We start from the raw sequence: 23,529 nt of genomic DNA, 5'->3' as shown, positions 1-23,529 counted from the left end.
AACGAAACTATTTAGTAACTAATTTTTTTATTTTAATTCGAAATGCAGCAAATATCAACGTCATAATTGGACTTAACCAGTTAAAGATGGCATATACAAAATACTCCTGAACGCCCACTCCTAAAACTCCTGATTGGTATGCTCCTCCAGTATTCCAAGGAACTAATGCTGACGTTACCGTCCCAGCATCTTCCAAAGTTCTACTTAAATTTTCAGGAGCTAGTCCTCTATCTTTAAAGGCTTTTGCATACATTTTACCCGGTACTACAATTGCTAAATATTGATCTGAGGCAGTAGCATTTAAAGTAATACAACTAAAAACAGTACTTGCAAATAATCCAAAAATAGAATTGAACAAATTTAAAATTGCATTACTAATTTTAGCCAAAGCACCTATGGCATCCATAACACCTCCAAACGTCATTGCACATAATATTAACCAAATAGTTCCAAGCATTCCTCCCATTCCATTTGCAGAAAATAAATCGTTTAATTTTTCGCTATCCGTATGAATAGACGTTTCAATCGTCATGGCATTCATCACCGCAAAATAAGCAGTTTTAAAAAACGAAGTTGGTGTTGCATTCACTTCAATAGTCCCAATTACTTGTCCATTTTTTAAAATATTAGATTGTTGTTTAAAAATAGCAGTTACCTTTTTATTAGATTGAGGTAAATTTAAAATTATAGGATTCTGAATTGAAATATTCTCTGAATTTGCAACCAATTTATAAGTTCCTGGATCTTGATAATTATTTGCCGACATACCTTCCCAAGAAACTAAATGAGTTAAATTTTCAGGAACTTTTGATATATGATATCTCAAACCTTGATTCCAAATAATTGCAGTTTGAAAAATAATAGCAAATAGGCCACCTAATAATGTACCAATAATTAAAGCTATTAATGGAGATGTTTTTTTTATGATTAAAACAATTACAACCAATGGCACTAGAAAAAGCCAAGGCGTTACATGAAAAGAAGATTTTATTCCCATCATCATTTCTGATGTATTTGCAACACCTTCAGGATGAATATTAAATCCTAGAATAATGAAAACTAATAACGTAATTAAAATAGTAGGAACCGTAGTTAAAGTCATGTATTTTATGTGGTCAAACAATTCTCCTCCCGCCATAGCAGGAGCTAAATTAGTGGTATCGGAAAGTGGTGACATTTTATCACCAAAATAAGCTCCTGATAAAACAGCTCCAGCAGTCATACCACTAGGTACGCCCAAGGCACTACCAATACCCATTAAAGCAATCCCCATAGTTGCAGAGGTTGTCCAACTACTTCCAGTTGCTGTTGATACGATTACACAAATTATTAAAGAGGCAGCTAGAAATATCGTAGGATTTAAAATTTGCAAGCCAAAATAAATCATAGAAGGAATAATTCCACTAATTAACCAAGTACCTGCTAAAGCACCTACCATTAATAAAATTAAAATAGCACTTGTAGTAGATTTAACATTTTCAGCAACTTCATCAATCATTATTTTATAAGAAACTTTATTTGTAAACCCAACAATAGCAGCAACAGCAGCTCCCATTAACAAAATAAACTGATTGCTTCCACTCAAAGCATTATCTCCATACACAAAAACATTAAAAGCCAGTAATCCAACTAAAACAACAATAGGTAAAACAGCTTTCCAAATATGTAGCTCTGTGTTTTCAATAATTGTAATATCACCTGCTTTAAATTCTGAAATGTTTTTATTTTCTGACATTCTATGTTGTTTAGGAATGTAATAATACACAAATTTGATGCTTTTTGCAACAAAAAAACCTTCTCAAAAATTGAGAAGGTTTTTTTGTTTTGAAAAAAGAAAATTAAACTATAAAATTCCAACTTGAGTCATACATTGATGCATTGCTCTATAGGTTCTTTCAATATCATTATCTAAACCTATTGAAAAACGAACAATCCCTTCTGAAAGCCCCATTTTTACTTGTTCCTCTTCTGGAATTTCAGACGACGTACTTGTACCTGGTGCACTAAATAATGTTTTATAAAAACCTAAACTTACGGCTAAATAACCTAAGTTATTATGCTGCATTAATTCCATTAATTCATTTGCTTTATCTATAGTCCCTGCATCAATTGTCATAATACCACCAAAGCCATATTCTTCATTATACATTGTTTTAAAAAGTTCATGGTCTTTATGACTTTTTAATCCTGGATACACTACTTTTAAACCATCATTCTCAAAATGTTCTGCTAAAAATTGTGCATTTTCACTATGTTTTTTCATTCTAATATGAAGTGTTCTTACGTTTTTTAAAATACTTGCCGAACGAAAACTATCCATAACAGGGCCTAATAACATCGCTGCTCCATCATTCACACTTCTTAAACTATCAATAAATGCTTGTGAACCACAAACAACACCTCCTACAGTATCATTAGTTCCATTAATAAATTTTGTTAAACTATGAATTGTAATATCAGCTCCTAATTTTTGAGGAGAAAAAATTAATGGGGAGAATGTGTTATCAACCACTAACAATACATTATGCTTTTTAGCAATTTTAGATAGCTCAACAATATTTGCAATTTCCAATAACGGATTACTAATTAACTCACAATAAATCATTTTTGTATTGTCATTTATTGCCGCTTCAATTTTTTCTAAAGAAGTAATATCAACAAATGATGTAGAAATATTTAGTTTTGGTGCAAAGTTCTTTAAAAATGCATACGAACCTCCATAAATTGTTCTACTAGATACAATATGGTCACCTGCACCACAAACTTGTAACAAAACAGAAGTAATTGCTCCCATTCCTGAAGCTGCTACATTTGCTGTTTCTGTAAATTCCATCGCGGCCAAAGCTTCACTTAAATATAAGTTACTTGGACTTGTATGACGTGAGTATAAATAACATCCTTCTGCGTGACCTTCAAAAGTGTCAAGCATTGTTTTTGCATGTATAAATGTATAGGTTGCTGAATCTGAAATTGAAGGATTTACACCTCCAAACTCTCCAAAATATTGTAAATCTTGAATGTTGTTTGCTGGTTTATTGCTCATAATTAATTTATTTATCTTATAAAATTACAAATACACAAGTTAATAAACTGAATAAATTTAATATTTTAGATAAAAAAACTAATACATCATTAAATAATAGTTTTATTTTCTTTTAATTTAGTAATTTATATCTATTTTTAGCAAAAATTACTGATTATGACCTCTTTAGATAAAATCGATAAAAAAATTCTAACACTTCTACAAGAAAATTCAAAAATTAACATCAAGGAATTGGCCTTAAAAACACAACTAACACAAACACCTATTTATGAACGTATAAAAAGATTAGAAAAAAGTGGCATTATACAAAATTATACTGCTGTTTTAAATAAGGAAAAAATAGGATACAATGTTGAAGTTTTTTGTCAAGTCACTTTATTGGTACATTCCAAAGAGTTAATTAACAAGTTTGAAGCTGCTATTAATAAAATGGAGGAGGTTATAGAATGTTTTCATGTTGCAGGAAACTACGATTACCTATTAAAAATTATTGTAAAAGACATGAAAAATTATCAAAATTTCTTGAAAAATAAATTATCTGTTTTAGCTTCTGTTAGAAATGTACAAAGTACGTTTGTAATGTCATCTACTAAAAATACTAGTATTTTACCTTTGACATAAAAAAACTATGTGTTTATTTCTTTGCAACAATGCTTACTTGCAAGTCAAATTTATCATTAATAAATTTTTCTTTTAAGTTATTGAAAAAGCTTTTTGACTTATATTGAATCTTGTAATCCGCTCTGTTAATTTGAAAAGTTTCACTGGTTAAAGTAACCATTTCATCTCCTTTGGTAATTATTACAGGAAACGTAATTTCTTTAGTCACATCTTTAATTGTTAAATTCCCTGTAACGTGTAACTTTCCATCTTTCATTTCAGTTTTTAAAATTTCAAACTTAGAGGTTGCAAATACTTCTATTTCGAAAAAGTCTTTTGATTTTAAATGACCTTCTAGTTTTTTACTTCCATCGGCGTCTTTAATTGTTGACATATCAGCCACAAAAGAACCTGTTATATACTCACCTTCAATAGTTAAGTTTCCCCATTTAAGTTCAATGGTACCATGATGAGAACCCATTGGTTTATACCCTTTCCAATTAATTGTTGAGTTCGTAATATCAACCTTAAAACTATTTTTTTCTTGTGCACTTAATGTTGTTAAAGAAATTGTAATTAAAACTAAAGCAATTGTAAAAATTTTAGTTGTTTTCATTTTTTTATTTTGTTAGTAGTAATTGCAATAGTAGTACAAAATTGTAACTATTTATAATAAGCTTCTCATTTTTAATATTTTTTTAACTTAAACGTTATAATTTTTTAAGAACTATTTTTTCAAGATTTTTATTAACCATTACTTTATAAAACTCTTTTATTTCTTGATAATTTAATGCTGGGAAAATCGCAGTATTTATTTCTAATATAGATCGAACATTAATTTTATTGTTAGCAACTTTAATCATAAATCTAAAAACCCCTAAATTATCACTTAATCCAATAGCTATACTTTCTGGAATTGATTCAATAGTATATCCTTCAGGTATTGTATAATTAATTGATGTATTTTCTTTAAAAGGTGTTCCAAAATCAATGGGGTACTCTCTTTTTTCAAGTTTAAAAGGATTTTCAATTATTGACTTAAACAACAAAGGTTTAAAATACATTTTATTATCAATAACATCAATCAAATCTTCCGAAGAGAACTTAAAAATTTCAATAGCTGGTTTCTCAATTTTATCCTTATTCGTTAATCTAAAATCTATAATTTCAATAGCTTCATTTTTCTCTTCAACTCTTTCAATGCTAGTTTCTTTATTTAATTTTGAATACTTATTTCTATAATTAAGAGCAAACAAATCAGTATAACTTGTACGTTGCATTCCTTCAATATAACCTTCTTCATCAATAGTAATATTGATAGTTGTGTTTTCTAAAGAAGGTTTAGCAGGTATTAAATTTACCCAATCTGAAGTATTGTCATCTTTTATGATTCTTCCTCTCCAATTCAAATCCCTTAATGGCAATACATTTGGAGTACTGCTTTGTTCAGTTGCATCTAATAATACAATGCCTTTTTCCATTTCAACAGCAGCTATCACATAATTAAAACCATCTATTGTTGGAAAAATTGGAATACCTTGGTCACGGGTACTTAAAATAATTGGGTGCGCATTGATTTTAGCTTCTCTAAGCATCGAAATTAACATCAAATTAATATCTGCCGTATTTCCAGATCCCGATTTATAGGCTTTTTTAACTCCCTTATCTGTAAATATTCCTTTATAGTTATTCCACTTTACCTTTTGCTTTACAAAATTAAAAATTGCTAATACTACTTGCTCTTGTCCACTATATTTTTTAAGAATGAGCTCTAAATCATCTTTAAAGTAATTAGATTTATTTAACTCCCTCCCAAACTCTTCTGCCTTATAGATTGTTTTGGCAACATCTTCCCATGATTGAGAATAATATTTTATAATATCATTAGGCATTTTTATTGATGAAAGCTCATATTGAACTCCGGCACTGTAATTATTTATATTATTAACATAGGATTCCTCAAATAAAGCCGGCATATTATCCTTTTCAATAGTTGTAACATTAGTAGTGAAATTAATATCTTGTGACCTAAAACTCGTTGCTGCAGGAGCCCTAAAACCATCACTTCTAGTTTTATCTCTTAGTACAATTTTTTTATTTTCAACCGTTGAACTCAAATTCATAGATAAATAACCCGTTTGTTTAACATTGTATTTATAATACTCAGGTATTTCTACTTTACATTGAAATTTTTTAATAGGTATGTTATATTGCATTTTAACTTTGTCTATACCTTTATAAGGTGATGTAACTGTATATTTCCATTCAACAATACATCCCTCATCTATATTCGGCATTGAAAACTTTTTTTCAGACCAATATTTACTTAATATCTCCTTATAAATATCATTCTTTTTTAGTTTATACGATTCAATTTTACCATTTTCAAAAACGTATGTTTTTGCCTCTATTTTATTTACTTTTTCAGGTTTAGATCCTTTTGGAGTATAATATTTTATTTGTTTGGTAGCCCATTCATACCCTTCACTATTATAAATTTTAATACGTTCATGAATTTCAGTTACTATCATAAACCCTTCTCCTTGTACATAATTAAAGAAGGTTTTCCTCTTTTTATACAAAACTGCAGCATTTGCAGAAGAATCTAATGGGTAATATTCCTCTTTTAACTCTTCTTTTGAAACTTTTCCAAATTTATAGTTTTGAGAAAATAATTGATTTACCATAAGTATAACTAATGTGAATACTATCTTTTTCATAGATTATTTTTTGTTTAAAATTATTTTTGAATTGTCATATTTCCGTATTTGCTTTCTGAATTTTCGATACGCTTCATAGGATTCTTTCTCAAACTTACCCCCATCTATTTGTAACGTTCTTTTATAAAAATAGGTGTATTCATCTTTTTTAGTAATTTCCATAGCGTACGTTCCAAATTGTGTTTTTAACGCTATACTTTCAGGTATATACTCAACATCAAATGAGTTGGGTAATTGTATCTCAACCTCATCAATATCCAAAAATCCTCTTGAAATTTCAAACGGTAACTTTCTATTTCTTACGCGTTTTGGAACATAAGAATTTTTATTAAAAGCATTTATAGTAAGTAACATCTGTTCACCACTAAATGTTGAGTAATTGGAAGCCGTAAATTCTAAATTTTCCTCATACTTAGCTTCTCCTTTGTTATTAGTTGTACTAATTTTAGAAAAATTAATATTATTAATATTGAAGAAGTAATTTTTAAACTCCAAATCTAACTCTTTTTTGTTTTTCCCATGATATTTTCCTAAATGAACATCATATCTCGAACCTGTTGTTTCAATACTTACATTTGCGTTAATGGAACCTAAACTATCAATAGAATAACCACCAAATGTTTTTTGTTTATTATCAATCGAATTATAAATTTTAGTGTGTTTAATTTCACCTCCTTCAGGAGTCAAAACAAGGGCATTTCTATCATCTGTAAAACTTCCAATTTCAGCAAATGGATGTTCTTGGCTTGTACATTCTAACCAAAAATCTTGATTTTCTATTGGAACATATAAAATCATATGATTGCCTTGTGGAGATGCTACGTTTGGATCTAAATTTCTTTTTTCATTTGCATAAATAAGTGTGTGATACGATTTTATTCCAACTGCACTAAGAAGTGCCGAAGTATAATTAGTTAATGCCTTGCAATCTCCATATCCTAAATTATCAACATCATTTGCTTGCATTGGTTTATAGCCGCCAATACCAATTTGGATACTTATATATCTCACTTTATTTTGGACAAACTCATATACTATTTTAGCTTTTTCAATTGGATTTGAGGTTTTAGCTGTTAATCGTTGTATGTTTTGCTTTGTACTTTCTTTCAAACTAAGCGTACCAACAATTAAATTATCATAAAACCATTTCCCGAATTCTTTCCAGTTTGTAGCTTCTCCATCAACACCTTCTAAGTTAAATTTATTAATTCCTAACTTTGTGTATGGCAAAAAATTAGTTAAAGATGGTGTAAAAGGCTCCTCTTTAATTGCTTCAATATCTTCAGTTTCATAAGACAGTATTCCTGGATTTTCAGTAGTTTTAATAGCATATCCTTTAAAGTTATTTTCTGATTTAAATAACTTAAAATCTAATGGGTATTTAAATGTAAATTTAGCTTTTTGCACACTTTGATAATAACTACCATTAAGTATCCAACCAGGTATAAAAGCTGTATTTGATGTTTTAACTTGATATTTATAATAAATGGTGTAGGGATAAGAAATTGGAGTATAATCATAATATAACACTCTACTATCTCCATACAAATCACTTCCTGTTGCGCTATAATCTTTAAACTCTTTTTTCTTTATTTTTTTAACTTCATTACCAAATGCATCATAAATATACCCGTTAACTTTTTGTATTGTTCTTCTCTTATCGTAATAAATGGTAATATCTGCAATATCATCTGCTAATTTATTGTAAATAGTTATTGCACCCTCTCTATTTATCAACATCTCACGCTGAGACTTAATTTCAATAAAGGTATTCTCAAATCTAATTACAGAATTAGCATTTTCCCTAAGATTTTCAGGAATTTTAGAACTATTGAAGTTATATTTTTGTGAGTAAGTAATGGAGATGAAAAATAGGATGAATATACCTAGAAGGTTTATTTTTTTCATAGAAATTTAAATTTCTATAAAAGTAAAAAAATAAATTAAGTTAAACTCTATTTTTTGTATCAATTAGTATGGTAACAGGCCCATCATTTACAAGTGATACTTTCATATCTGCACCAAACTCACCTGTTCCAACTTTTTTTTGTAAATGCTTTTCAAAATCTGAAATAAAATCCTCATATAATGGAATCGCAATTTCAGGTTTAGCAGCTTTTATATAAGATGGGCGATTTCCTTTTTTGGTACTTGCTTGTAGCGTAAACTGACTTACAATAATGGCATCACCATTTTCATGTAATAAAGAAGTATTCATCACTCCATTTTCATCATCAAAAATACGGAGGTTTACAATCTTTTTGGTTAACCATTCAATGTCTTGCTGGTTATCTTCTGCTTCAATTCCAACTAAAATTAACAACCCGTTATTAATTTTACTAACAACTACATTTTCAATAGTTACTGATGCTTCTGAAACTCTTTGTATTACAGCTTTCATTTTAAAAATTATTATTTATTTTAAATTTTCATTTAGGAAGTTGAATTTACAAAATATGAGATCCTGAAATAAGTTCAGGATGACGTATCAAATCCTTCTCCTCATCACTTAACTATAAATATCTGTTCTATAATGTTCTTCATCTCCTTCAACCATTTGCAAATAACTATTGTACCTTGAATAAGCAATTTCTCCTTCCTCAACAGCTTGTTTAATTGCACATTTTGGCTCATTAATATGCATACAGTTGTTAAATTTACACTTCGATTTTAATTTAAAAAACTCCGGAAAATAATCGGTTATTTGTTCAGGTTTAAAATCAACAACACCAAATCCTTTAATTCCAGGTGTATCTATAATAAATCCGCCAAAACTCAATTTAAACATTTCAGCAAATGTTGTAGTGTGTAATCCTTGTTTATGTTGTTTTGAAATCTCGGAAGTTTTTAAATTTAATGAAGGTTCTATAGCATTTATCAACGTAGATTTTCCAACTCCTGAATGACCAGAAAACATAGTGGTTTTATCTTTCATCAAGGCTTTTACCTTATCAATATTAATGTTTTTTGTAGCAGAAATCGGAATGCATTTATAACCAATATCGGTATAAACGGCATCTAATTCCGCAAGTTTATCTAACTGACTATCTGTATAGGAATCTAATTTATTAAAAAGAAGTATCGATTTTATATTATAAGCTTCAGCAGTGGCCAAAAAACGATCTATAAACCCTGGAAATGTGGGTGGATTATCAATAGTAACTACTAAAAAAGCAACATCTATATTTGCCGCAATAATGTGTGTTTGCTTTGAAAGATTTACCGACTTACGGATGATATAATTTTTCCGATCCTCAATTTTATGAATTACTCCCGTCTCTTTACCTTTCTCATATTCAAATATCACATGGTCACCAACAGCAACTGGATTGGTACTTTTTATACCTTGAATTCTAAACTTCCCTTTCAATCTACAATCAACTCTAGTACCATTTTCTTTATAAACAGTATACCAACTTCCAGTAGATTTTGTTACAATTCCCTTCACGCCATTAAATTAATTACTTCGGTATGCTTTTATCTAAATAATCCAACAAATATAGGTTAAAAAAATAGACTATATTTGGGTAGCTATTACTCTCAATTAAATTAAAAAAATATGAAAAAATTTTTACTTACAGCTGTTATTTGTATCGCATCAATTATTGAAGTCAATGCTCAAAGTTATGAATACAAAATTATCACAACCGTTGAATCTATTGTACCTATGGGATTGGGTAGATCTAGAATTATTTCTTCTGATGAAGAAAGAGATTACAAAGAATTTACAACATTAAGAACTGCTCAAAACAAAAAGCAAAACAAAACAAAGAGATCTGCTGCTAAAATTAATCAGTTTGAAGAAACTAAATTGGTTAATTTTTATAGTATTGCTGGTATTAATTTTAAAAATATTGCTTCGAACGATGCTCTTATGAGTTCAAAAATAAATGCCATGGTTACTGAAGGCTGGGATTTAGCTTTTGTTACCAGTGGCGTTGAAAGTGATTCTGGAAAAGGTGATGGAAAAGGAATTTATATAACTCGCTATATTTTTAAACGTTTAAGGCAATAACACATCTTGTAAAAAAGAGGTTGTTTAAAAAGTCTATTTACATCAAACTGAACTTGATTTAGTTTCTTTATTTTGAAATTCCAAATCAAGTTCGGGATGACGAATTTAAAACTTATTAAACAACCTATTAAAATTATTTATTTTGATGCTGAACATGAATTGATTCCACATGAATTGCTCTAAATATTTCTTCTACAAAATCCTTACTCAGCCCTTTTTCTTTTCCATCCTCCACCATTTTTGCAATAATATCAGACCATCTTCCACTTTGTAAAATAGCTACATTTTCTTTATGTTTTAACTTTCCTATTTCTTTGGCAATTCCCATTCTATCTCCTAAAACATCAATAATAGTACTATCAATTAAATCCAATTCTTTTCTGTGCATCGCTAATTTTAATTGGAATTCCTCTTTACTACTACTTTTTTGACGAATTTTTAAATTTTCCGTAATTTTCTGAAGATCTGCTGGTGTTACTTGCTGTTTTGCATCACTCCAAGCTTTATCAGGATCAATATGAGTTTCAATCATAAATCCATCATAATTTAAATCTAAAGCTGTTTGTGAAACATCTAAAATTATATCTCTACGCCCACAAATGTGTGAAGGATCTAAAATTAATGGCAAGTCTGGAAATTCTTTTTTCAATTCAATTGCCAAATGCCATTTTGGTTTGTTACGATAAAACATTGAGTTATACGTAGAAAACCCTCTATGAATCACTCCTAATTGAGAAATTCCTGCTGTTTGAAAGCGTTCTACAGCTCCCAACCACAAAGGTAAATCTGGATTCACTGGGTTTTTAACTAACACAGGAATATCTACCCCTTTTAAAGCATCTGCAATTTCTTGTACTACAAAAGGATTTACGGTAGTTCTTGCGCCAATCCATAAGATATCTATACCATGTTTTAACGCTAATTCTACGTGGTTTGCATTACCAACTTCAGTAGTTACCAACATTCCGGTTTCCTCTTTTACTTTTTGTAACCAAGGTAATCCTATAGCCCCAACACCTTCAAAACCACCCGGACGCGTTCTTGGTTTCCAAATACCAGCTCTAAACACATTGGTATCTGTATTTTTAAGTTCATGAGCTGTTTTTAATACTTGTTCTTCAGTTTCCGCGCTACACGGTCCTGCAATTACTATTGGATGCGCTAAATTCATAGCATCTAACCACTGTCTGTTTTCTTTCTTAATTTCCATTGTATACTATTTTTTAGTTATCCTATTTTATTCCTTTTAAAACTATTTTTATATAATTTGTATTATTCATTGTTTCTTGTAAAGCCTCATCATTATCATCTTCCATCATTTGCTTAAATTCATTCAAATTTTTAATATATTCATCCAACGACCTTAAAATATTCTTCTTATTTTGAAGAAAAATAGGTGCCCAAGTAGTTGCAGAACTTTTTGCTAAACGTACTGTTGAAGCAAATCCTGTACTTGCCATATCAAAAATATGTTGTTCATTTTTTTCAATTCCTAATACCGTTTTCCCCAACATAAATGAACTTACGTGGGATAAATGCGAAACGTACGCAATATGTCGGTCATGCTCTTCCGGACTCATCATTTTAATACGCATATTTAGATTTTTAAAAACACTTAATGCTTTGTCTAAAATTTTCCAATCTGTTTTATCTACTTCACACAATATATTTACTTTTTCATCAAATAAATTTAAGATGGCTGCATCTGGTCCTGAAAATTCAGTACCTGCTAATGGATGAGCTGCCACATAATTTTTTCTATTAGGATGTGAAGCAACAGCTTTACAAATTTCATTTTTTACTGAACCAACATCAAAAACTAAAGTTTCACTTGAAATAGTATCTAATACTCTTTTTGTCACTTCAGGAATTATATGAACAGGAACTGCAATAATTACTACTGAAGCATCACATATTTGAGAAAAATCGGACTCTTCATCAATTATACCAAGTGTTAATGCCTTTTTAATATGTTCTTTATTTTTATCAATTCCATACACTTTATAACCCGTACGTTTTTTTAAATCCAATGCTAAAGAACCACCTATTAAACCTAAACCAATGACCACTAATTTTTCCATATCTTACTTTTTACTGGTTGTTAATCTGCTTAATACTTTGTTTAAAGCCACTTCAGAAACACATAACGATGCTCTAATATAACCTTCTCCATTCGAACCAAAAACTGTTCCTGGTGAAATAAATACGTCTTTTTTATATAATAATTCGTCTGTAAATTTTTCTGAAGTTTCACCTTTTGGTAATTTTGCCCACACAAATAATCCACTAATAGAGGTATCATACGTACAATTCAAAGCCTCAAAAATACGCCAAACTATTGCTCTTCTTTTTTTATAAATAGCATCTTGTTTTTCAAACCAAGAAGAGGATAATTTTAACGCTGCTACAGCTCCCTTTTGAATTCCTAAAAACATTCCAGAATCCATATTGCTTTTTACTTGTAATATTATTTTAATAGTTTCAGCAGCACCCACTACCATTCCTACTCTCCAACCTGCCATATTAAAGCTTTTACTTAGCGAATTTAATTCAATTGCTACTTCTTTTGCTCCTTCAATAGCCAAAATACTTTGTGGATTATTATTTAACACAAAGCTATACGGATTGTCATTTACAATTAAAATTTGATGCTTTTTAGCAAATGAAACTAGCTGTTGAAAATCTTCCTTTGAAGCAACTGCTCCCGTTGGCATATGTGGATAATTTACCCACATAATTTTTACTTTCGATAGGTCTTGTTTTTCAATTTCTAAAAAATTAGGTAACCAATTACTCTCTTCCGTTAAATTATAAAGTACAGGTTGTGCTTCAATTAATTTTGTTACTGAAGCATACGTTGGATATCCTGGATTCGGAATTAATACTTGATCACCTTTGTTTAAAAATGCCAATGAAATATGCATAATTCCCTCCTTAGACCCCATTAAAGGTAAAATTTCAGTAGCTGAATTTATAACTACGTTGTAGTTCTCTTTATAAAAATTACAAATTCCATCTCTTAGGGCTGGAATTCCTTGATAACTTTGATACTTATGCGCATTCTCTAATTGCATCGTTTCCTTTAACGCTTCAACAACTGTTGGTGGCGGCTGTAAATCAGGACTTCCAATAGCCATATTTATCACAGGTTTCCCATCATGAATCAATCCTGCTACTTCTCTTAGTTTTTTTGAGAAATAGTATTCTTGTACATCATTCAATCTATCCGCTTTTTGTATCATTATCTTTTTCCTTTATTGTATTCTCCCAATATTTTTAATGTTTCTACTTTCCCTTTAATTTCATTTATAGCATTGTAATAATCGGCATAGCTATCAAAAGTGAAATCAGCAAAAAATGCATATTTCCATGGAGTTTCTATCACTGGCATTGATTGTATTTTAGAAAGATTTAAGTGATGTTTTGCCAATGTGGTTAGAATTTTAGCTAAACTTCCAGATTCATGACTTGTAATAAATTTAATAGATGCTTTATTTGATGAAACACTGCTTTTAATTGCTGAATTTGTCAAAATAAAAAAACGTGTTGCATTTTCTTTTATCGTCTGAATTTCTGGTGCTAAAATTTCTAAATTATAAGATTTTGCTGCTAATTCACTAGCAATTGCTCCAACACCTTTTAGCTTCTGATCTCTTATTCTTTTAGCAACAACGGCAGTATCTTTATCTTCAATTAATTTAATATGCGGATACGTTTTAAAAAATTTATGACATTGCAATAATGCCATTGGATGTGAATATACTTCAGTAATATCTGCCATATTTTGTCCTTTTAACCCCATTAAATTATGGTGTATTGGCAAATGATATTCACCACATATTGTTAATTCTTGCTCATCAATTAAGGCATAATTTGGTAAAATTGCACCTGCAATAGAATTTTCTATAGCCATAATTACAACCTCTGCCTGTTTTGTATGCAATAATTTTGGCATTTCTGTAAACGACAAGCACTCTACTAGCTCAATATTTTTACCAAAATAATGCTCTGCTACTATATGATGAAATGATCCTTTTATTCCTTGTATTGCTACTTTCATTATTTACTTTTATTCCAAAAAAAAATCTCGAAATATTTCGAGACTTTATAATTTATTTTTTATTCAAAAACACCTACTAGCCTCGTCTTTTATTGCTAAAATAAAAGTAAAAATAAAAGCTATTCCAAGTTGTGTTCGTGTTCATAATCTATAATTAGATGACAAATCTATACATTAATTTTAAAAAAACAAGATTTATTGTATAAAATAAATAGTCATTATCAAAATTTTAAAAAATAGTACCTTTTTATAATTTATCAATACCGCTATTTAAATATAATTAATAATACTTAAATTAAATTTCCTTAGAATTAGAAATGCATTAATTATTTTTTATGAAATGCAATGAAACAAAAACGGTATCGAGAACTCATTGCTTACTACTTCTCGATACCATTTTAATTCGCTTTGCACTATAAAATTATTCGAAGTGACAACTATTTAAATTTTAACTAACTTTGCTTAAATTCTGCACTTTTGTTATAGAAAACTATGCTCAACCTATTTAAAAATAAAAAAATAGCACTTACAAAACAGTTTCCTCTAAATTTTATTGACATTCATTCTCATTTGCTACCTGGTATTGATGACGGTGCTAAAAGTTTAGATGAATCTATTACTTTGATTAAAAGAATGCATGAGTATGGTATTAAAAATTTTATTTGTACACCTCACATTATGGAAGGTGTTTGGGAAAACACTCCAAAAATTATAAAACAAAAACTTCATGAATTAAATAACTCTATGAATTCTATTGGAATTCATGATATTACTATAACTGCTGCTGCAGAATACTTGCTCGACAATAATTTTGAAAAGCTACTAGACACTAAAGATCTATTGACTCTAAAAGATACTAAAATTTTAGTTGAAATGTCCTATTTTAATGCTCCTATTCATATCTATGAAATCTTATTTAAAATTCAAGTTAAAGGTTATAAACCTATATTAGCACATCCTGAGAGGTATGCCTATTTACATCAAAATTATACAGAATTTCAAAAATTAAAAGATGCTGGTTGTCTATTTCAATTAAATCTCTTATCCCTTTCTAATTATTATGGAAAAGCGGTGCAAAAAACAGCGCACTACCTTTTAAAAAACAACTTTATTGATTTTGTAGGTACAGATGTTCATCACAATAAACATCTCGATTATTTAGAGACGATTAACGAACCTAAAATTCTTAAGTTGTTACTTCCTATTTTAGAAAATAACACTCAATTTATATCATCAAAAATATAAGAAATAATAGTCCTCTAAAAAGAACAGCGCACTTAAACTAAAAAACTTCAGTCTATTTTCTACGCAGTACTTTACGAAAGTACTTTTTTCCACCAAGGTTTTTTAGTTTCTGACTCCGCATAACCATATCCATATCCGTAACCATAACCGTAGCCATACCCTTTTTCAAAATCGGTGTCATTTACTAATATTGCCATATTTGGCAAACGTTTTTCAGCATACAATAATCGAGGAATGTCTAACATACGTTTATCTAAATAATTTGCTCTTACTACATAAATAAATAAATCGGCATGGTGCCCTAATAATAAGGTGTCCGTAACTATATTTACAGGTGCAGTATCAACAATCACATAGTCGTAATTTTCCTTCCCATAGGCTAAAACCTCATCAAAACGACCATTCATTAATAATTCTGAAGGGTTTGGCGCTATAATTCCAGATTCTAATATGTCAAAATTAGTAGATGAAACATGTTCTATTACATCTGTAACTTTCAAATTAGTATCCATTAAAAAATGTGACAACCCTTTCTTAGGCTGTTGAATATCTAAATAAGCGGCAATTTTTGGTTTTCTAATATCAGCTCCTATTAACAATACTTTTTTAGTTGTTAAAGCCAAAACAGCTGCTAAATTAATAGCAATAAATGTTTTCCCTTCACTAGCCAACGTTGAAGTAACAAAAATAGTTTTTGCTTTTCCTTTTGCTCCAGTAAGCATAAAATTCACATTGGTTCTTAACAACCTAAATGATTCTGCTGTACCACTTCTATCTGAATCAGAAACCACTACTTTCTTTTCTGATTTTGCAGTAGGAATATCACCAAGTATTGGTGCTTTTACAACCTGTTCTATGTCTTTTCGTGTATGTACCTTGTTATCAAATAAAAGCACTAAATAAATAATACTAAACGGTACAATTCCACCTAATAAAAGGGCTGCTAAATACACTATTTTTCGCTTTGGAGCAACTGGTATATCACTTCCATAAGCTTTGTCAATTATTTTTGCATTGGGCAGTGTTACGGCTAAAGTGATGGCGTTTTCTTCTCTTTTTTGTAATAAATACAAATAAATAGATTCCACTATTGTTCGTTGGCGCTGAATGTCTGTAAACTCTCTCTCTTGCCCTGGAACCAATGCTATTTTTGAAGACAAGCGTCGTTCTTGCTGCTTACTCTCATTTAAAGAAATAGTTAAGGTTGATTTTAAATTTACAATACTTTGTACAACGCTGTTTCTTAAACCTACTAATTGCTCTTCTAAATTTATAATTACTGGATTTAGCTTACTAGAACTTTTTAAAATACGATTGCGTTCTAAAATAAGCTCATTATATTTTAGGGTACTTTCATTTACAGAAACATCTGCCACCCCCAAATTTGCAGGAATTAACTTTTCTTTATTCAATAAAATATAATCATTCACATAATCAACCAACTTTAATTGGGTGGTTAAATCAATAATTTTTTTATTTAATTCGGTATTGGTTTGTAGAATTAAACTTGCTTCTGCTGCAATATCAGTTAATTTATTTTTTGCTTTAAACTCCTCTACGCCTCTATCAACATCCGATAAATCTTTTGTAATAATAGTCAATCGCTGATTGATAAATTTATTGGTGTTTTTAGCTATTATACTTTTATCTTCAACGGCATCTTCATTGTACTGTTTTACTAAATTATTTAATATGGTTTGCGCCTTTGTTTTAACCTGATCTTTTAAACTTAATTTAATAACACTCGAATTTTTATTTACAGGCTGAATTTGTATGTTACTTCTATATCTTTCAACAACCTTTTTTAAGGGTGTTACTTTTACAATAATTTCTTCACCTATATTTTTGGTGTTTATTGATGAAGGTGTCACTATTAAATTCCCAAAATCTGATCTGATATTTTCTCCAAAAACATGAGTTCCTTTTTCATGGTCATCCACATCTAACATTACAAACTTTGTAAGAGTTATTATTTTAATTTTAAATGTAGTATCAATCGTGTAAAAAATAGAGTCACTTGCAAGGAAGTTAATTTTTACTGGAACCCCATTTTTAAACATTTCAGACTGTATTACTCTACCTTGTTTAAAATAGGTTACGTTTATTCTTAAATCTTTTACAACCCGTTCTATTAAGCTACGAGATTTTAACAATTCAATTTCGTTGTCTAATGATGTTTTTGTATTCCCAAGCAGCCCTAAATCTTCAAATGCCGATAACTCTGATGCCAAACCTCCATTATCTTTATCATCAATTAAAATGGTTGTCGCAACTTCATATTGGTTTGGTGCATAGCGCAAATATAAAAAAGCAGTAGTTAATGCGATAACAACCCCTAGTACAAACCATTTCCAATGGTATATATATTTTTCAATCTCTTCACGTATATTGATTGTTTCGTTATCAAAATGTATTGATTTTAAAGAATTTTCTTCTTGCATAAAACGTTATTTATCGTGTAAGTATTGCTATCAACGAAATTAATGCTGAAATGGATGAAATTAAAATACTTGTGTTTGTTCCTACTCCTGATGAATTAATTTTTGTTTTGTTAGGCGCTATATAAATAACATCATTTTGCGCTAAATAAAAATAGGGCGAATTAAACAATTTTTTATTGGTTAAATCTAAGTCGATAAACGTCCTTTTCCCTTCTTGTTCACGCACCAATAATACCGTGCTTCTTTCTCCTTGTATGGTTAAATCACCTGCTAATCCAATGGCCTCAATAATTGATATTCTTTCATTTGGAACTGCGTAGCTCCCTGGTACTTTTACCTCTCCTAAAACAGTTACTTTAAAATTTATTAGTCTACTATTTATAATTGGTTGTTTTACATAAACAGCAATTAATGTGCTTAGTTTTTTAGTAAGTTCTTTTGAAGTTAAGCCTTCAATTTTAATTTTACCAATTACTGGAAAGTTAATATCTCCATCTGCATCAACCAAGTATGCTATGGGTTTTGGAGTACCAACACTTGTACTTTCAAATAAATTAAAAGGAATTACTGCTTCAGCATCTATAGCAGACACATTAATTGTTAACAAATCTCCTATCTGGAATTTTGGCTCATAATTTACAATGCTTTCTTGAAGCTCTTGCCCTTCAATAGTTTGAAAATAAACCATTTTTTGTTTAGAAACGCACGATACCAGTAGTATTGCTAAACTAACTACAACCAAATAGTTAAATCTATTATTTTTCATCAGTTCTTTTAATTTTTGGGGTGTTTTTCTTTATTACTTTACTCAAATTTGATGTCTAATTTACAAAATTTTGTGCATTTACTACTTTAATCCATTTAATTTTCATGCCATTTCTTTTAAAATTTCAAGCTATAAAAATTAGTAATTCTTAATCCAATACTGTTCTTATAACCCCCTTCATTTCAGCACTTATGCGTTCGTTCTTTTTTATATAAGTATTTCTTTTTTGTAAGAACTTATCTAACACTTCAAATTTTGAATTGTTAGAAATAAATTCAGGTACAATTTCTTTTATTTTTAACACCGTATTTTCAAAATCTAACTCTTCATTTAACGTGCATAATTCTTTAATTTTATCGCATACTTCTTTTTCTCCTTCTCTTTTGCCAATTTTAGAAATCATAATTTTTTGATGATGCGTTGGTAAGGTTTTTTCACGATCTCCTAACAACTCTTCATAAATTTTTTCTCCAGGGCGTAACCCCGTTATTTGAATCCCAATATCATCGGGATATTTTAACCCTGATAAGTGAATCATATTCAATGCCAAATCGTAAATTTTGATAGACTCGCCCATGTCAAATATAAAAATTTCACCTCCTTTACCCATCGTCCCCGCTTCTAATACTAATTGGCAAGCTTCAGGAATGGTCATAAAATATCTTGTAATTTCTTTATGGGTAACTGTAAGTGGTCCTCCTTTTTTAATCTGCTCTTTAAATAGTGGAATTACAGAACCATTAGAACCTAATACATTTCCAAAACGTGTAGTAATAAATTTTGTATGACCTTTTTTATTTAAACAGCTCATATACATTTCAGCTATTCGCTTAGTTGCCCCCATTACATTTGTAGGGTTTACTGCTTTATCCGTTGAAATCATTACAAATTTCCTCGCTTGATGTTTCAATGCTAAATCGGCTATATTTTTAGTTCCCGATATATTCACACTTACCGACTCGTATGGATTTTCTTCCATAAAAGGCACATGTTTATAGGCTGCCGCATGATACACTATTGTTGGTTGGTATTGCTTAAAAATTAAATCCATTCGCTTGTAATTCCTAACATCTGCTACAATAAAAATAATATTACTATACTTATTATTCTTAAAAAACTGTTGTAAATTGTACAATTCAGATTCTGCCTGATCAATTAAAATTAGTTGCTTGCACTTATAATTTGCAGTTTGTCGTGCAATTTCACTCCCTATAGATCCTGCAGCCCCAGTTATTAAAACAACACAACCTTCAAGATCTTCTTTTAAGGCTAAATTATGCAGTTGAATGGGTGCTCTCCTTAATAAATCCTCTACATTCATTGGCTTAATTTGATATGGCTTTAGCTCTTTATCAATCCAATATTTTAGAGGCGGTACAATTTTTACAGTTATAGATAGCTTACTTAAATACGTTGTAACCTCAATTAAACGTTTTTGGCTTAGTTTTTGAATAGAAATTATAACCTCATCTACTTTTTTAATCGCTATAAATTTTTTATTAAGTTCCTTAAATCCATATACCTTTAGCCCATTTATTGTTTTACCTATTTTTGACTTGTTATCATCTATAAATCCTATTATTTGAATATTAAAAGCGCTATCATCTCTTAACACCGCATAGGTTATTAAGCCTGATTTTCCAGCTCCGTAAATCAATACCCTTTTCGTTTCCTTACGCTCTAAAATTAAAAAGTTATAGAGTGCTTTGAACAAGTATCTACTTACAATTAAAGTAACTATATTTAATAAAAAATGAATGACTATAATTGATATTGGAATTGTAAAACTTGAAGTTATATTAATACTACGGTTCAAGAGTACTACACTTACAAGAAGTGCTGCTATAATTGCATTTGCCAAGGTAATATTAACAGCATCTTTAAGGCCCGTATGTCTAATAATTCCTTTATAAGAGCCAACCAATATAAAACTTAAACACGCAACTAAAATTACAATAGGTAATTGTACCTTTAACTGAGTTATATTAAAATTTAACTGAAAATTAAAACGAATAAGGTAGGCAAGAATAAATGTATTTGTTATGATATAGATATCAATAGCAAATATAACCCATCTAGGTGCATTATATAGTCGAACAAGTTTTAATATTTTGTGTAACATCCCGTAAACTTTTAGAACCCCTATAATTCTATATAATTCTCAGCAATGTTAGAGCTATCATACAAAAAGAAGCTTCCTTTTATAAGTAATCCTCATTGATAATTATTTTCATAGCTTTGGCAACCATTAATTATTGGGGTTTAAATAGGACAATGGTTATTTTTTAGCAAATGTACGGCATTTATTTATATTTAAATAAAATTTCTTATCGTTTCACTTTTCCTCTGAATCTACCGCTAACACAAAAATAAAAAAATCAATAGTCCACTTTTAAACTATCAATGTAGTATTGCTGTTTTTATAGCGGTAACAACACGTAGTAATTCTAATGGTGTTAAATTAGAACCGCTAGGTAAACACAAGCCACGCTCAAATAAATCATCTGATACTCCATTCACATAGGCTGGGTACTGTTTAAATATTGGTTGTTGGTGCATGGGTTTCCACAATGGGCGTGTTTCAATAAATTCATGTGCTAAATGTCTCCTTATTTTTTCACGAATTTCATACGATTTGGTAATGATGCATGTCAACCATCTATTAGAATTATAGCCCATAGGTGCATCTAAAAATTGAAGCTCCGAAAGTTCAGCAAGTTCTTTTTTATAGAATTCAAAATTCGCCTTTCTTGCAAGTACTCTTTCTTCTAATACTTCCAGTTGCCCGCGTCCAATACCCGCCAGTACATTGCTCATTCTATAATTGTACCCTATTTGCGAATGCTGATAATGGGGCGCATTATCACAAGCCTGTGTTGCCAAAAAAATAGCGTGCGCTTTTTCATCTGTTGTAGTACATATCAATGCTCCACCTCCTGAGGTGGTAATTATTTTATTTCCATTAAATGAAAGTATTCCAAAGCTTCCAAATGTGCCACATTTTTGTCCTTGTACGTTACTTCCTAACGCTTCTGCACTATCTTCAATTACAGGAATCCCATACGTTTCACTTATTTCATGAATTTTTTTAACATTGTACGGCATTCCATATAAATGTACTGCAAGGATGGCTTTTGGTTTTTTTCCTTTCGCAATCCTGTCTTTAATAGCTTTTTCTAACAACGTAGGACACATATTCCATGTTTCCTGTTCACTATCAATAAAAATAGGTGTAGCACCTTGATATACAATGGGGTTTGCTGAAGCTGAGAACGTAAAACTTTGGCATAACACTTCATCTCCTTTGCCTACTCCTGCTAATAATAATGCCAAGTGCAAAGCCGCTGTACCAGAACTTAAAGCTGCAATGTGTTTTTGCTCACCTACATAGGTTTGTAATGAATTTTCAAATTCATTCACATTAGGTCCTATAGGTGCAATCCAATTCGTATCAAAAGCCTCTTGTACATATTTTTGCTCAGTTCCTCCCAGATGTGGTGAAGACAACCAAATTTTCTTTTTCATTGAGAGGTGTTTTTAGTATTGTCCAAATTTAGTGTTTTTTTTGTTTTTTAAGAAATTGAAGATGAAGACGAAAAAAATAAAAATCAATGTGGAATTGGATGAAGTGCTTCGACCCTTCGGCAAAAGCTCAGGACAGGCTCAGCTCAGCATGACAATGTGAATACGATGAAGTGCTAGAGTTCTTTAGACATTATAAAATCTATACAGAAAACTCCATTCCTATTAATTTAATTGAAAAGAAACCATCACTCCGCCCCTATAGGGTAACCACTCTCCACTTTTGTTATAATTTTTGGCATTATCATAGCGCTTATTTGTTCCAATATAATAGCCTTTATAAAATCCCTGACTATGACCACCCCCTAAAAAGATATCAAGCAATATACGATTTGCTATTTTTTTTTGATATCCTAAAGTTACACCCATCACATATCCCAATCCTTTCTCATACAAATTGGTATTTAAGTAATTCCATTTTTGAAAATTAAAAAGCGTAAATCCAATATGTGCTCCAACATAAAAGCTATTAAATTTCTCTTTAAAATGATATCGGTATTCCGGAATAAATATATAAAACTCCATAGGTTTTCCACCAAATGATTGCCAAAAAGAAGCTGTAATATCAAACTGAAACGTTGCTTTTTCCCCAATACTTGTTTCTATGCCAATATTTGGAATAGTGAGCAAGGTTGTTAATGCATTTACCTTTACATAGGTTTGACTATTCATATTTACTGAAAATAATAGTAGTAAGAATAGGAAACAGCATTGTTTCATAGTTCTTTTAATCATTTTTTTATCTAAAAGGTTTATAAAGATAGTATTTCTTTTTTTCGTCATTGCGAGTATAACGAAGCAATCTCATAATTGGAACTACCAAAGTTACAGATTACCACGTCACTATCGCTCCTCGTAATGACGTCATTGCGAATGTAACGCAGTGGAATGAAGCAATCTGTAACTCGTTTTGCACTAAGATTTTTAGAAAAATACGGCTTTAATTCATGAGATTACCACGTCATTGCGAAGGAGGTACGACTGTGGCAATCTCATCAAAAGAAACGTCATTGCGAAGGAGGTACGACTGTGGCAATCTCATCAAAAGAAACGTCAT

General features: G+C 30.1%; 19 protein-coding genes. 3 read left to right on the top strand and 16 right to left on the bottom strand.

The genetic code is table 11. The features are described 5' to 3' along the window. Positions 1-7: 7 nt before the first annotated feature. Together QM495_RS00095 and QM495_RS00090 are read right to left on the bottom strand one after the other, a co-directional pair. On the bottom strand, positions 8-1,735 hold the full coding sequence (locus QM495_RS00095; RefSeq protein WP_408670066.1) for a Na+/H+ antiporter NhaC family protein: 1,728 nt from the start codon (positions 1,733-1,735) through the stop codon (positions 8-10). 108 nt (positions 1,736-1,843) lie between these two features. Continuing rightward, positions 1,844-3,043: an aminotransferase class I/II-fold pyridoxal phosphate-dependent enzyme gene (locus QM495_RS00090; RefSeq protein WP_408670065.1), complete on the bottom strand. Its 1,200-nt coding sequence runs from the start codon at positions 3,041-3,043 to the stop codon at positions 1,844-1,846. A 156-nt stretch (positions 3,044-3,199) separates the two neighbouring features. Here QM495_RS00090 and QM495_RS00085 point away from each other — a divergent pair, with 156 nt between their 5' ends. Next, a complete protein-coding gene (locus QM495_RS00085; RefSeq protein ID WP_408670064.1) occupies positions 3,200-3,664 on the top strand; it encodes an Lrp/AsnC family transcriptional regulator in 465 nt (154 codons plus the stop codon). A 13-nt stretch (positions 3,665-3,677) separates the two neighbouring features. Here QM495_RS00085 and QM495_RS00080 read toward each other — a convergent pair whose 3' ends face one another. The 5 genes from QM495_RS00080 to rsgA all read right to left on the bottom strand — a co-directional run bounded on the left by QM495_RS00080 (position 3,678) and on the right by rsgA (position 9,811). After that, positions 3,678-4,259 carry a YceI family protein gene (locus QM495_RS00080; RefSeq protein ID WP_408670063.1) on the bottom strand — a complete coding sequence of 194 codons (582 nt, stop codon included), beginning with the start codon at positions 4,257-4,259 and terminating at the stop codon, positions 3,678-3,680. Positions 4,260-4,353: 94 nt separating this feature from the next. Beyond that, the gene (locus QM495_RS00075) at positions 4,354-6,363 is read right to left on the bottom strand and encodes a DUF3857 domain-containing protein (protein WP_408670062.1); all 2,010 of its coding nucleotides are present in this window, start codon (positions 6,361-6,363) and stop codon (positions 4,354-4,356) included. A 3-nt stretch (positions 6,364-6,366) separates the two neighbouring features. Further along, positions 6,367-8,271 (bottom strand): DUF3857 domain-containing protein, encoded by a 1,905-nt coding sequence (locus QM495_RS00070; RefSeq protein ID WP_408670061.1) that lies wholly within the window; start codon positions 8,269-8,271, stop codon positions 6,367-6,369. Positions 8,272-8,311: 40 nt separating this feature from the next. After that, positions 8,312-8,764, bottom strand: coding sequence for a D-aminoacyl-tRNA deacylase (dtd, locus tag QM495_RS00065; protein WP_408670060.1), 453 nt, complete (start codon positions 8,762-8,764; stop codon positions 8,312-8,314). A 108-nt stretch (positions 8,765-8,872) separates the two neighbouring features. Further along, on the bottom strand, positions 8,873-9,811 hold the full coding sequence (rsgA, locus tag QM495_RS00060; protein WP_408670059.1) for a ribosome small subunit-dependent GTPase A: 939 nt from the start codon (positions 9,809-9,811) through the stop codon (positions 8,873-8,875). Between the two features lie 111 nt (positions 9,812-9,922). Between rsgA and QM495_RS00055 the strand changes: the two genes are divergently transcribed. Then, on the top strand, positions 9,923-10,378 hold the full coding sequence (locus QM495_RS00055) for a hypothetical protein (RefSeq protein WP_408670058.1): 456 nt from the start codon (positions 9,923-9,925) through the stop codon (positions 10,376-10,378). A gap of 133 nt (positions 10,379-10,511) precedes the next feature. On the opposite strand, the gene QM495_RS00050 is transcribed toward QM495_RS00055, so the two are convergent. Genes QM495_RS00050 through QM495_RS00035 form a run of 4 tightly spaced genes read right to left on the bottom strand, consistent with a single transcriptional unit; the run spans position 10,512 to position 14,438 of the window. Continuing rightward, a complete protein-coding gene (locus QM495_RS00050; protein ID WP_408670057.1) occupies positions 10,512-11,588 on the bottom strand; it encodes a bifunctional 3-deoxy-7-phosphoheptulonate synthase/chorismate mutase type II in 1,077 nt (358 codons plus the stop codon). Positions 11,589-11,610: 22 nt separating this feature from the next. Continuing rightward, positions 11,611-12,459 carry a prephenate dehydrogenase gene (locus QM495_RS00045; protein ID WP_408670056.1) on the bottom strand — a complete coding sequence of 283 codons (849 nt, stop codon included), beginning with the start codon at positions 12,457-12,459 and terminating at the stop codon, positions 11,611-11,613. A 3-nt stretch (positions 12,460-12,462) separates the two neighbouring features. Next, complete coding sequence (locus QM495_RS00040) at positions 12,463-13,620, bottom strand: pyridoxal phosphate-dependent aminotransferase (RefSeq protein ID WP_408670055.1); 1,158 nt, start codon at positions 13,618-13,620, stop codon at positions 12,463-12,465. Next, positions 13,620-14,438, bottom strand: coding sequence for a prephenate dehydratase (locus QM495_RS00035; protein ID WP_408670054.1), 819 nt, complete (start codon positions 14,436-14,438; stop codon positions 13,620-13,622). The genes QM495_RS00040 and QM495_RS00035 overlap by 1 nt, the downstream gene beginning before the upstream one ends. Positions 14,439-14,930: 492 nt before the next feature. Here QM495_RS00035 and QM495_RS00030 point away from each other — a divergent pair, with 492 nt between their 5' ends. Beyond that, complete coding sequence (locus QM495_RS00030; protein WP_408670053.1) at positions 14,931-15,683, top strand: tyrosine-protein phosphatase; 753 nt, start codon at positions 14,931-14,933, stop codon at positions 15,681-15,683. Between the two features lie 71 nt (positions 15,684-15,754). Here QM495_RS00030 and QM495_RS00025 read toward each other — a convergent pair whose 3' ends face one another. From QM495_RS00025 to QM495_RS00005, 5 genes are all read right to left on the bottom strand, one after another. Next, positions 15,755-18,124 (bottom strand): GumC family protein, encoded by a 2,370-nt coding sequence (locus tag QM495_RS00025; RefSeq protein WP_408670052.1) that lies wholly within the window; start codon positions 18,122-18,124, stop codon positions 15,755-15,757. A 10-nt stretch (positions 18,125-18,134) separates the two neighbouring features. Beyond that, positions 18,135-18,812 carry a polysaccharide biosynthesis/export family protein gene (locus QM495_RS00020; protein WP_408670051.1) on the bottom strand — a complete coding sequence of 226 codons (678 nt, stop codon included), beginning with the start codon at positions 18,810-18,812 and terminating at the stop codon, positions 18,135-18,137. A gap of 226 nt (positions 18,813-19,038) precedes the next feature. Next, the gene (locus QM495_RS00015) at positions 19,039-21,012 is read right to left on the bottom strand and encodes a polysaccharide biosynthesis protein (protein WP_408670050.1); all 1,974 of its coding nucleotides are present in this window, start codon (positions 21,010-21,012) and stop codon (positions 19,039-19,041) included. Positions 21,013-21,290: 278 nt separating this feature from the next. After that, positions 21,291-22,415, bottom strand: coding sequence for a DegT/DnrJ/EryC1/StrS family aminotransferase (locus tag QM495_RS00010; protein WP_408670049.1), 1,125 nt, complete (start codon positions 22,413-22,415; stop codon positions 21,291-21,293). A 222-nt stretch (positions 22,416-22,637) separates the two neighbouring features. Beyond that, positions 22,638-23,192: a DUF3575 domain-containing protein gene (locus QM495_RS00005; RefSeq protein ID WP_408670089.1), complete on the bottom strand. Its 555-nt coding sequence runs from the start codon at positions 23,190-23,192 to the stop codon at positions 22,638-22,640. Positions 23,193-23,529 lie beyond the last annotated feature (337 nt).

Source organism: Lutibacter sp. (assembly GCF_046055765.1).
Taxonomy (GTDB): domain Bacteria; phylum Bacteroidota; class Bacteroidia; order Flavobacteriales; family Flavobacteriaceae; genus Lutibacter.
The sequence above is the reverse complement of the archived record's forward strand: the minus strand, read 5'-3'. Positions and strand labels throughout refer to the sequence as shown.

What these genes read in the sequence shown, in the direction of transcription:
- QM495_RS00095 (WP_408670066.1), bottom strand. Translation starts at nt 1,735, where the DNA reads ATGTCAGAAAATAAAAACATTTCAGAATTTAAAGCAGGTGATATTACA.
- QM495_RS00090 (WP_408670065.1), bottom strand. Translation starts at nt 3,043, where the DNA reads ATGAGCAATAAACCAGCAAACAACATTCAAGATTTACAATATTTTGGA.
- QM495_RS00085 (WP_408670064.1), top strand. Translation starts at nt 3,200, where the DNA reads ATGACCTCTTTAGATAAAATCGATAAAAAAATTCTAACACTTCTACAA.
- QM495_RS00080 (WP_408670063.1), bottom strand. Translation starts at nt 4,259, where the DNA reads ATGAAAACAACTAAAATTTTTACAATTGCTTTAGTTTTAATTACAATT.
- QM495_RS00075 (WP_408670062.1), bottom strand. Translation starts at nt 6,363, where the DNA reads ATGAAAAAGATAGTATTCACATTAGTTATACTTATGGTAAATCAATTA.
- QM495_RS00070 (WP_408670061.1), bottom strand. Translation starts at nt 8,271, where the DNA reads ATGAAAAAAATAAACCTTCTAGGTATATTCATCCTATTTTTCATCTCC.
- dtd (WP_408670060.1), bottom strand. Translation starts at nt 8,764, where the DNA reads ATGAAAGCTGTAATACAAAGAGTTTCAGAAGCATCAGTAACTATTGAA.
- QM495_RS00055 (WP_408670058.1), top strand. Translation starts at nt 9,923, where the DNA reads ATGAAAAAATTTTTACTTACAGCTGTTATTTGTATCGCATCAATTATT.
- QM495_RS00050 (WP_408670057.1), bottom strand. Translation starts at nt 11,588, where the DNA reads ATGGAAATTAAGAAAGAAAACAGACAGTGGTTAGATGCTATGAATTTA.
- QM495_RS00045 (WP_408670056.1), bottom strand. Translation starts at nt 12,459, where the DNA reads ATGGAAAAATTAGTGGTCATTGGTTTAGGTTTAATAGGTGGTTCTTTA.
- QM495_RS00040 (WP_408670055.1), bottom strand. Translation starts at nt 13,620, where the DNA reads ATGATACAAAAAGCGGATAGATTGAATGATGTACAAGAATACTATTTC.
- QM495_RS00035 (WP_408670054.1), bottom strand. Translation starts at nt 14,438, where the DNA reads ATGAAAGTAGCAATACAAGGAATAAAAGGATCATTTCATCATATAGTA.
- QM495_RS00030 (WP_408670053.1), top strand. Translation starts at nt 14,931, where the DNA reads ATGCTCAACCTATTTAAAAATAAAAAAATAGCACTTACAAAACAGTTT.
- QM495_RS00025 (WP_408670052.1), bottom strand. Translation starts at nt 18,124, where the DNA reads ATGCAAGAAGAAAATTCTTTAAAATCAATACATTTTGATAACGAAACA.
- QM495_RS00020 (WP_408670051.1), bottom strand. Translation starts at nt 18,812, where the DNA reads ATGGTTTATTTTCAAACTATTGAAGGGCAAGAGCTTCAAGAAAGCATT.
- QM495_RS00015 (WP_408670050.1), bottom strand. Translation starts at nt 21,012, where the DNA reads ATGTTACACAAAATATTAAAACTTGTTCGACTATATAATGCACCTAGA.
- QM495_RS00010 (WP_408670049.1), bottom strand. Translation starts at nt 22,415, where the DNA reads ATGAAAAAGAAAATTTGGTTGTCTTCACCACATCTGGGAGGAACTGAG.
- QM495_RS00005 (WP_408670089.1), bottom strand. Translation starts at nt 23,192, where the DNA reads ATGAAACAATGCTGTTTCCTATTCTTACTACTATTATTTTCAGTAAAT.